Annotated in this window: 7 protein-coding genes and 1 pseudogene; 3 read left to right on the top strand and 5 right to left on the bottom strand. The window is 61.3% G+C overall.

The window, feature by feature from the left end; translation table 11 throughout:
• Positions 1-2,464 (top strand): EAL domain-containing protein (locus QOC89_RS29490; RefSeq protein ID WP_323048270.1); only part of this gene is annotated, 2,464 nt, incomplete at its 5' end.
• A gap of 49 nt (positions 2,465-2,513) precedes the next feature.
• Entirely contained in the window at positions 2,514-2,669 is a 156-nt protein-coding gene (locus QOC89_RS29485; protein WP_323048269.1) for a hypothetical protein, read from the top strand.
• A gap of 22 nt (positions 2,670-2,691) precedes the next feature.
• Here the strand turns inward: QOC89_RS29485 and QOC89_RS29480 are convergent, their stop codons facing one another.
• From QOC89_RS29480 to QOC89_RS29460, 5 genes are all read right to left on the bottom strand, one after another.
• The gene (locus QOC89_RS29480) at positions 2,692-4,617 is read right to left on the bottom strand and encodes a potassium transporter Kup (protein ID WP_323048268.1); all 1,926 of its coding nucleotides are present in this window, start codon (positions 4,615-4,617) and stop codon (positions 2,692-2,694) included.
• A 205-nt stretch (positions 4,618-4,822) separates the two neighbouring features.
• The gene (locus QOC89_RS29475) at positions 4,823-6,307 is read right to left on the bottom strand and encodes a CHASE2 domain-containing protein (protein ID WP_323048267.1); all 1,485 of its coding nucleotides are present in this window, start codon (positions 6,305-6,307) and stop codon (positions 4,823-4,825) included.
• Between the two features lie 37 nt (positions 6,308-6,344).
• The gene (locus QOC89_RS29470) at positions 6,345-6,959 is read right to left on the bottom strand and encodes an OmpA family protein (protein ID WP_323048266.1); all 615 of its coding nucleotides are present in this window, start codon (positions 6,957-6,959) and stop codon (positions 6,345-6,347) included.
• Positions 6,956-7,423, bottom strand: coding sequence for a FecR family protein (locus tag QOC89_RS29465; protein WP_323048265.1), 468 nt, complete (start codon positions 7,421-7,423; stop codon positions 6,956-6,958). Before QOC89_RS29465 ends, QOC89_RS29470 begins: the two co-directional genes overlap by 4 nt.
• A gap of 417 nt (positions 7,424-7,840) precedes the next feature.
• Positions 7,841-8,635 (bottom strand): SDR family oxidoreductase, encoded by a 795-nt coding sequence (locus QOC89_RS29460; RefSeq protein ID WP_323048264.1) that lies wholly within the window; start codon positions 8,633-8,635, stop codon positions 7,841-7,843.
• Positions 8,636-8,770: 135 nt separating this feature from the next.
• On the opposite strand from QOC89_RS29460, the pseudogene QOC89_RS29455 reads away from it, so the two are divergent.
• Positions 8,771-9,003: pseudogene (locus QOC89_RS29455) on the top strand (MarR family transcriptional regulator); the annotation flags it as partial.

The raw sequence follows: 9,003 nt of genomic DNA, 5'->3' as shown, positions 1-9,003 counted from the left end.
CTACGCGTCGTTCCGCATGCACGACGTCGTCGCGAGTCTGTATGGCGAACAGCCGCCCGGACTCACCATCGCCATCTATGACGGCGTTGAGCCGTCTGCCGCAGCGCTGTTGCACAGGACGTCCATGGCCGGCAGCCAGCATTCGCCTGCCGTCATTTCGGCCACGGAATATCTGGTCGTCGGCGGACACGACTGGACGCTTTCGATGAGCGCGCAGGACGACTTCAAAGATCGTTTCGGCCGTAACGCGGAACTGCTGATCGCCGGCGGCGGCATCGGCCTGAGCCTGCTGCTGACGCTGCTCACGTGGCTGATGATGACCGGCCGCGGCCGCGCGATGCGGCTCGCCTCCGAAATGACGCAGGAACTGCGCGAGAACGAGGAAAAATTCCGCGCGATCGCCGACTGCACGGTTAACTGGGAGATCTGGTGGGGATCCGACGGCAAGCCCCGCTGGATCAACCCTTCGGTCGAGGAATACACGGGCTATACGGTCGAAGAGTGCATGGCCATGCGCGACTTCGCGGGCACGCTGATCTACCCGGACGATCTCCCCCGGGTTGCCCCTGAGTTCGTGAATGGGCTTAAGGGCCATCGTGGCGACGACCTCGAATTTCGTTGTATTCGCAAAGATGGCTCGGTGGTGTGGCTGTCCGTTTCCTGGGTGCCGATCAGCGATGCCAAAGGCGATTTCATTGGCTTTCGCACAAGCGGGCGCGACATTACCGAGCGCAAACAGGTCGAGACCGAACTTCGTATCGCCGCGGTCGCCTTCGACTCGCAGGAGCCGATGATGATCACCGACGCCAACGCCAAGATCCTGCGTGTGAACTCGGCTTTCACCGAATGCACCGGCTATACGGCCGCGGAGATCGTGGGGCAGACACCGCGACTGCTTCAATCGGGCCGTCACGGTGCTGCTTTCTTCCGCGAGATGTGGGACGCGATCCACCGTACCGGCGGCTGGCAGGGAGAGATCTGGGATCGTCGCAAGAACGGCGAGGTGTATCCGAAATGGCTCACGATCTCCGCGGTCATGAGAGAGGATGGCGTGGTGAGTCACTACGTCGGCACGCATCACGACATTACCGAACGCAAGATCGCGGAAGAAAGAATCAAGGAGCTGGCCTTCTTCGATGCACTGACCCGTCTGCCTAACCGCACCCTGCTGCTCGATCGCCTGAAGCAGGCAATCACGGCCAGTGCCCGCAGTGAGGCATGCGGCGCGTTGCTGTTCATCGACCTCGACCACTTCAAGACGTTGAACGATACCTTGGGCCACGACAAAGGCGATTTGCTGCTGCAACAGGTGGCGCAACGTCTGGCTGCCAGCGTGCTCGAAAGCGACACCGTGGCGCGGGTAGGCGGCGACGAGTTCGTGGTGGTGCTGGGCAGCCTGCATGCGAACCGCGAGGAGGCGGCTAGCCAGACCGAGGCCCAGGGCGAAAAAATTCTCTCTGTGCTTGGCGTGCCGTATCAGCTTGGCGAGATCGAATACCGCAGCACCGCGAGCATTGGCGCCACGGTATTCACGGGGCAGCAGGCTTCGATCGACGAACTCCTGAAGCAGGCCGACCTCGCGATGTACAAGTCTAAAGAGCGAGGGCGCAATGCGGTGTGCTTCTTCGATCCGGACATGCAGACTGTGGTCGTGGAGCGGGCCGCGCTCGAGGCGGGGCTGCGCAATGCGATCGAGCAGAAGCAGTTCCTGCTGCACTACCAGGCGCAGGTCGACGGCGCTCGCATTACGGGCGTCGAAGCGCTGGTGCGTTGGCAACATCCGCAGCGCGGTATGGTGCCGCCTGCCGACTTCATTCCGCTGGCTGAAGAAACCGGACTGATTGTTCCCCTTGGTGGCTGGGTCCTCGAAGCCGCGTGCAAGCAACTGGCGCGATGGGCGACGCGGGCGGACACCGCTTATCTCACGATTGCGGTCAACGTCAGCGTCCAGCAGTTCCGCGAACCCGACTTCGTGGACAAGGTGTTGACCACCATTCGTCAAACCGGCGCTCGGGCAGACCGTTTAAAGCTGGAGCTGACCGAAAGCGTGCTGGTCGACAATGTGCAGGACATCATCCAGAAGATGGGTGCGCTGAAGGCGAAAGGCGTGGTTTTTTCACTCGACGATTTCGGTATTGGTTATTCGTCGCTCTCCTATTTGAAGCGGCTGCCGTTGGATCAGTTGAAAATCGACCGCTCATTCGTGCGCGATGTGCTGGTCGATCCCAACGACGCCGTGATTGCAAGGGCCATCGTGACCCTTGCGCAAAGTCTCGGCTTGGGCGTCATCGCCGAGGGTGTGGAGACGGCGGCTCAGCGTGACTTCCTCGCTGCCGCGGGATGTCACGCCTATCAGGGCTACTATTTCTGCCGCCCGCTGCCCGTCGAGGGCTTTGAAGCGTTTTTGAACAGGGACGCGTTGCGCCAGTGCGTGGCGGAATCGGAATCATCGCAAAACGGGTGACACCGAATCCGCCGCATACCATGACAGCTCCCTATGAACGGCATCGATCGTGATTTTATTCCAGGCGGATTTGCGTATTCATTACGGCTTGTTCGAAGTTGCCGAAACGACCGGCGGCGCGCTCAGGCGTCGGGAAGCCGTTGTGGTCGTGGCCGTGGTGCGTGGACGCTCGGGCCAGTTGGGCGATACGCAAGAGTATGCGTGACTGACATGGCCAACGTAGCGAATCAGATCTCCACGCGTGTCCCCACCTCGATGACCCGATTGGCCGGCAACTTCAAATAAGCCGCGACGTTGCCCACGTTATGCAGCATGACCGCGAATAGCCGCTCGCGCCACATGGCCATGCCCCTGTCGCGCGTGGGCACCACGGTGGCGCGGCTGAGGAAATAAGACGTTTCCGTGGGCTCGAAAGTGAGGCCCGATACCTTGCATGTCTCCAGCGCACGCGGCAGATCGACTTCATCCATGAAGCCATACGTGATCGTGATCTGGTAGCACTCCGAGTCGAGCGGATGCACGGTTACGCGCCTCGCCACCGGAACCCACGGGATCTCTTCGTTATTGACCGTCAGGAATACGACACGATCGTGCAACACGCGGTTGTGCCTCAGATTGTTGATCAGCGAGTGCGGCACGCCGTCGGGGTCCGGCGTCAGGAAGATCGCCGTACCGCCTACCCGCGTCGGCGAGTGAGCCAGCAAGGTTGTGAGGTACGGTTTGAGCGGCGTCGTTCCGGCCCGCACACGCGCTTCGGCACGCATCAACTCCCAGCCGCGTCCCCATGTCGCCATGATCGTGTAGATGATCAGGCCGACCAGTAACGGGAACCAGCCCCCTTGCGTCAGTTTCAGCAGGTTCGCGGAGAAGAACGTCGCGTCGATGACAAAGAAGAACACCGTCGCAAAGATACATAGCCACCAGTTGTAATGCCACGCATAGCGCACGACGAAGAACGTCAGAACCGTCGTGATCAGCATCGTGCCAGTCACGGCGATACCGTATGCGGAACCGAGCGCCGTCGAGGAGCCGAAGCCGAGTACGGCGGCCACGACGGCAAGCAGCAACGCCCAGTTGATGCCGGGCACGTAGATCTGCCCCATTTCCTTTTCCGACGTATAGATGACACTCATCCGCGGCAGGAAGCCGAGTTGCATGGCCTGCTTGGTCATCGAATACGTGCCGGAGATGACCGCCTGGGAGGCAATGACGGTCGCGATCGTCGACAGCACGATCATCGGATACAGGGCCCATTGCGGGAACATATGGTAGAACGGATTTTGCAGCGCGCCTGGCTCGGCAAGCAGCAACGCGCCCTGGCCAAGGTAGTTCAACGCGAGCGCCGGGAAGACCAGGCCGAACCATGTGAGCCGGATCGGTTTCGCGCCGAAATGACCCATGTCGGCATAGAGCGCTTCGGCGCCCGTCAGCGAAAGCACCACCGCGCCCAATGCAACGAAAGCCAGCCACCGGTGATGCAGGCAGAACGCCAGGCCGGCAAATGGATTGAGCGCCATCAGGATGGCCGGCGCCCGCGCCATGTTGATGACACCCGCCAGCGCAAGCACGATGAACCAGAGCACCATCACAGGACCGAAAACTTTGCCGATGCCGGCGGTCCCGCGCTTTTGCATCAGGAATAGCGTGACGAGCGCAGCCAGTGTCACGGGTATCACGCACGTCTTCAGGAATGGCGCGGCGACTTCCAGGCCTTCAACCGCGCTCAACACGGAGATGGCCGGTGTGATCACGCTGTCGCCGTAAAAGAGCGCCGCACCCATGATGCCGACGGCCAATAGCGCACGGCGCAGCCGCGGCCGGGTCAGCACTGACGAGGCGGCGAGCGCCAGCAGTGCCATGATGCCGCCCTCGCCGTGATTGTTGGCGCGCAGAATCAGCGCGACATATTTCAGTGAGACGACGACGGTCAGCGACCAGACGATCAACGACACAATGCCGACTATATTCGGCGCATTCAGTGCGAGCCCGTTGAGCGGGTCGAACACGGTCTGCAGCGTATACAGGGGACTGGTGCCGATGTCGCCATACACGACCCCCAACGCCGCAAGCGCAAGCACGCGCAACGCCGGCCGCTGATGCGCGGGTTCTCCAGGACGGCCACCCTCGGACGCGGCAGGTGCAGTCAGGCTCATGTCTCGCTCCCCATTGGCGCTTGTTCGCGCTCGATCAATCTGTACGCCGAGTAATGATCAGTGGATTGGCTTGTTCCCTTCGTGTTCAAAGTATAGGGAAGCAAGCGTGGAAAAGCAGGTTCGATGCAACAGCAGGCGCCACTCACGCAAGCGCTGCCAAAGCGCTGCCTAAAGCGCTGCCTAAAGCGCTGCCTTAAGGGTTGCGTCAAGACCGTGGCGCGTTGCCGGTGCGCTCGCTGTCGCTTTCACGTGCCAGCGCCCGCGCGGTCTCCGCTCTGGCTTGTTCGTCGGCGTGAAGCAAGGCGGGTGAAAAGAAGCAGCCCATGACCGCGGACAGGATAATGAAAGTCGAGGTCGCATCGACCAGCAATCCGAAGCGCACGAAAATGTAGAAGCAGCAGAGAAGATTCAGCAGATGCAGGAATACGCCCAACGCGGCGACCCCTCTCGGGACCACTCTGATGAACACCGCAAACCGCGAATGAGGGCGAGGCACGTACCAGATGATCAGCAGCCCGAACATCATGATGAAGGCACTCTCAGCCCATTTCAGCCAGGTGGGGCGCTGCAGGAAACGTCCCTCGACAATCGTTTCGATGACCTGCGCCTGAATTTCGATGCCCGGCACCAGTTCGCCCAGCGCCGTCGTGCGCATGTCGGTCACGCCGGCGCCGGTCAGTCCGACCAGCACCAGTTTGTCCCGGAGCCGTTCCGGATCGACCTTGCCCTGCAGGATGTCGCGTGCGGATACGTAGCGGCTCAACGTCGACCGGATGGACGCGAAATGCAACCAGATATCACCGCCGGGTTGAGTGGGCACCTGGACATCCGCGACACCGACCGCTTGTACGCCGGATGGATCGGCAAACACATCGAGCGCCGCTGAGCCCGTGGCGAGACGGAGCATTTCCATCGGCAGATTGGGAACCAGTTTCTCGTTGAAACCCATCACGAGGGGAATGTGCCGGACCACGCCCTGTTCGAGCGCCACGCTCAGCAACGCCTGCCCGTGCGCTGCCGCTTGCAGTTCCGGCAGACTGGCCAGCACATAATCAAAGCGTCTTACGCTGCCGATTGGATCGGTGCCATGCACGAGGATCGGCGCGCTGCGCAGATCGGTGCTGCTGCCGAAGGCGGCATGATCGAGCGCGGCGGCGCCCAGGATGGTCGGCGCCGCGCGCAAGGACCGGGCGAGAATGGCTTCATGACTGGGCAGGGCCCGCAAGCCGGCGGCGAGCGCCGCGGCCGATTTCGGCAGATTGGCGGCCACCTTGTCGGGCGAGGTCTGGTCCGGCTCCGGCATGTAAATGTCGAGACCGATCGCCAACGGCTTTTTTGCCGCAATGGCATCGACCAGCTCCGCGAGCCGGTTTCGCGGCCACGGCCATTGGCCGACAGTGGCCAGCGTCTCCTCATCGATCTCGACAATGGTCACGGGCTGAGCGGTCGGAATGCGCGGGAAGCGTCGTTGATACTGGTCGAACAGAAGTTGCCGGGCCGTTTGAAAGTAGTCCGGCAGCGCCTCGTTCAGCGCGTTCACATAAGCCGGACGCGCTATGTCGCTCGGCCATTCGCTGCACAGGTTGAGCAGGCTCAGGCCAAACAACACCACCAGTGCCATGGGACGCCCCTGGACCTTCTTCAGCAGACGCCTGATCCGGGCAGGCCATGGGGCGTCATAGCGTTTCATCGAAGGAAAGGCTGTTGAGCGCCGATCACTGGCGTGGTCATTGGATGGTGATGACCGCGCGCCGATTCATGCGATGGGGAACGCCATCCGCCGTGCGGACCAGCGGCTCACGCTTGCCCCGCGCGGCGGTTTCTATTTGCCGGGCAGGAATGCCTGCCTTGATCAGGAATGCCGCAACGGTCTGCGCCCGCTGCATGGAGAGCCTGTCATTGAATTCCTGCGAGCCCGCCAGATCGGTGTGACCGACCACCACGAGCTGTGGCGCAGGCCACGTCGCTAGCGCGGCTTTTAACTTCTGAACGGTGGCGGCGGACTCCGGCGCCAGTTCGGTGGCGGAGTCGAAGAGAAAAAAGATCGTGAATGTCATCGGGCGAGGAGGCCGCGCCGCGAGCAGCTCGCCATAGCGGGTCTGCACACTGGATTGGCTGTCCATCGTTTTTTCGATGGCGCCGCCCTTGGTGACGTCGACCTCGGCATAAGCCGTGTTGATGGTTTGCTCTCCGGTGGCGCTGTGGACTGTGACCGCGCCGACTTTGCCCTCCGGATCCGGCAATAAGATAATTTTGTCCGGCGTGCTGCACCCGGCCAGGAAAAGGAGCATGACGAATGCCGCGGCAGAGGCCAGCCCGAAACTTCGGATGATGGCCTTCACCGTCCACTCTCCCCGTGGTCGCCGACTTCGATGATGAATTCGGTGCCGCGCACGCCCAGGGTAGTGGTTGGCGTGCTGAAGCGGACGGCATCCGGATTCGCCTTCGCCAGCTTGCCGGAAATCACCGCGAGAGATCCGCGTTTGACGGTCGCGTCGAGCACGCCGTCGTGGGTCGTGGTGTTGAACGCGAATTTGTTGAGATCGAGGATGGTATTGGCGCCGGCGGAGAGTTGCGTGGTGTCGCGCAGCGTGATGCCGACGAATGACTCCGGACCGGTCACGATGCGATCGCTGCCATAAACCTCGCTGCCGATGGCCGCGCCGGAACTTCCTCCAGCACGCTCGATCTGCACCGCACCTTTGAGTGTCTTGACGACACCGGCGGCGTCGTCGGCACGTGCATCGACGGCAACCATGTAGCCGCAGGCGAGGATCAGCAGATATTTGAGGGATCGGAGACGCATCGGCGGCACCTGAGGGGAAATGGCTTAGCATTTCTGCGCCACTGGCTAGTACATAAGCGCTCCAGCGGACCCATACAGCCTGGTGGACCATTCTGCCGAGTTAACGATGCGGCCACGTCAGGAGATACCCCTATAGGTATGTCGATTCGCTCACGAATGGCGCGCAATGGCGAACGGGCCGGGGCGCGATAGTACGTAGTGCTTCGACGGCGTATCGATTCGTGGAGGTTTTCGTTCAGGTAGATGTTGGCGACAAAATCGAGAATTGCTATGTCGACAGCCACATCGCGCTATGCAAGCCGATGTTGGACTGCCTGGACGCATGCAAGGCCAATTTCGCCGCTGTCTGGAATACAGCGAGACAACGGCGAATATCAGGTTTCCTAAAGACACCGGAGACTCGAAAGAACAGGCGCGTTACGCTATCCGGTAACGCGGAGCAGGTGTGCCGGTTTGCGTAGCGGCGAATAGGGCGGCGCGAGCGGCATCGTACTTTTCCCACAGGCTTTCGTCTGCCACGGACGGCCAGGTGAGGCTCTCGCCCCGATCGAAGCCAACCAGCGCCGCGTCGACCATGTTCTCTGTGCTCATCACCGATTCCTCCCGCAGGGTAGACAGCGGTATGCCCGACTCGTCCCAGATCTCCGTAGCCGTCGTTGCCGGCAAAACTACCTGTAGCCTGACACCGGTGTTCTTCAGTTCGTCCTGGAGTCCCCGGCTGAATGTCAGCACATAGGCCTTGGTGCCGCTATAGACAGCGCTGGCTTCCCACGAGTGAACCGATAGCACCGACGCGACATTGATGATGTTGCCTTCGTTGCGGGCGAGGAGCCGAGGTAGCACCGCGTGGGTCAGACGTGTCAGCGCCGTGACGTTGAGGTTCAGCTGTGCCATCGAGTCGCTCACCGGCGTTTTCGCCAGAGGGCTAAGTCGCGCGAGGCCGGCGTTGTTGACCAGAAGCGTCACGCTGGAATCGTTGGCCAGCACATCTTCGACCTTGGCAAGATCGGCTTCCTGCGCGAGGTCCGCCACGAGTACCCGGACCTTGACCCCGTAGGTTTCCGACAGCTTTTGCGACAGTGCCGAGAGGCGGTCCGCGCGCCGTGCCACCAGAATGAGATCGTAGCCGCGCGCAGCCAGCCGATCGGCATAGACCGCGCCGATGCCGGAAGAGGCACCGGTTACCAGGGCGGTGTTTTTGCTAGCAGTCATTGCATTTCTCCAGATCATATAAGTTGAGTGCTCAATTGTTTTAATTGAGGGCTCAAGTATATGGGTATATAGTGGGTACTTGTCAATGGTGTTGTACTCAACCATGCTTACGTTATGGGAAATAACGGTGATGAAATGAAGAAACGAAACGTATCGGCTTCCGCACGCGATGAAGAGCCAAGCACCTACGAGGTCCTCGCATGTACCAATACCGCGCTGCGGCGCGCCGCACGCCGGTTGGGCAATCTGTACGACGATGCACTGGCGCCTTCGGGCCTGAAGGCAACCCAGGTGGGTCTGCTATCGGAAATCCAGCGGTGGGCAGCGGCCAATGATGGACAAGCGCCCACGCTGCAGGATCTCGCGGG

It is taken from the genome of Paraburkholderia sp., from assembly GCF_034668105.1.
Taxonomy (GTDB): Bacteria; Pseudomonadota; Gammaproteobacteria; order Burkholderiales; family Burkholderiaceae; genus Paraburkholderia.
Note: the sequence above shows the minus strand (reverse complement) of the source record. Positions and strands in the feature narration are given on the sequence as shown.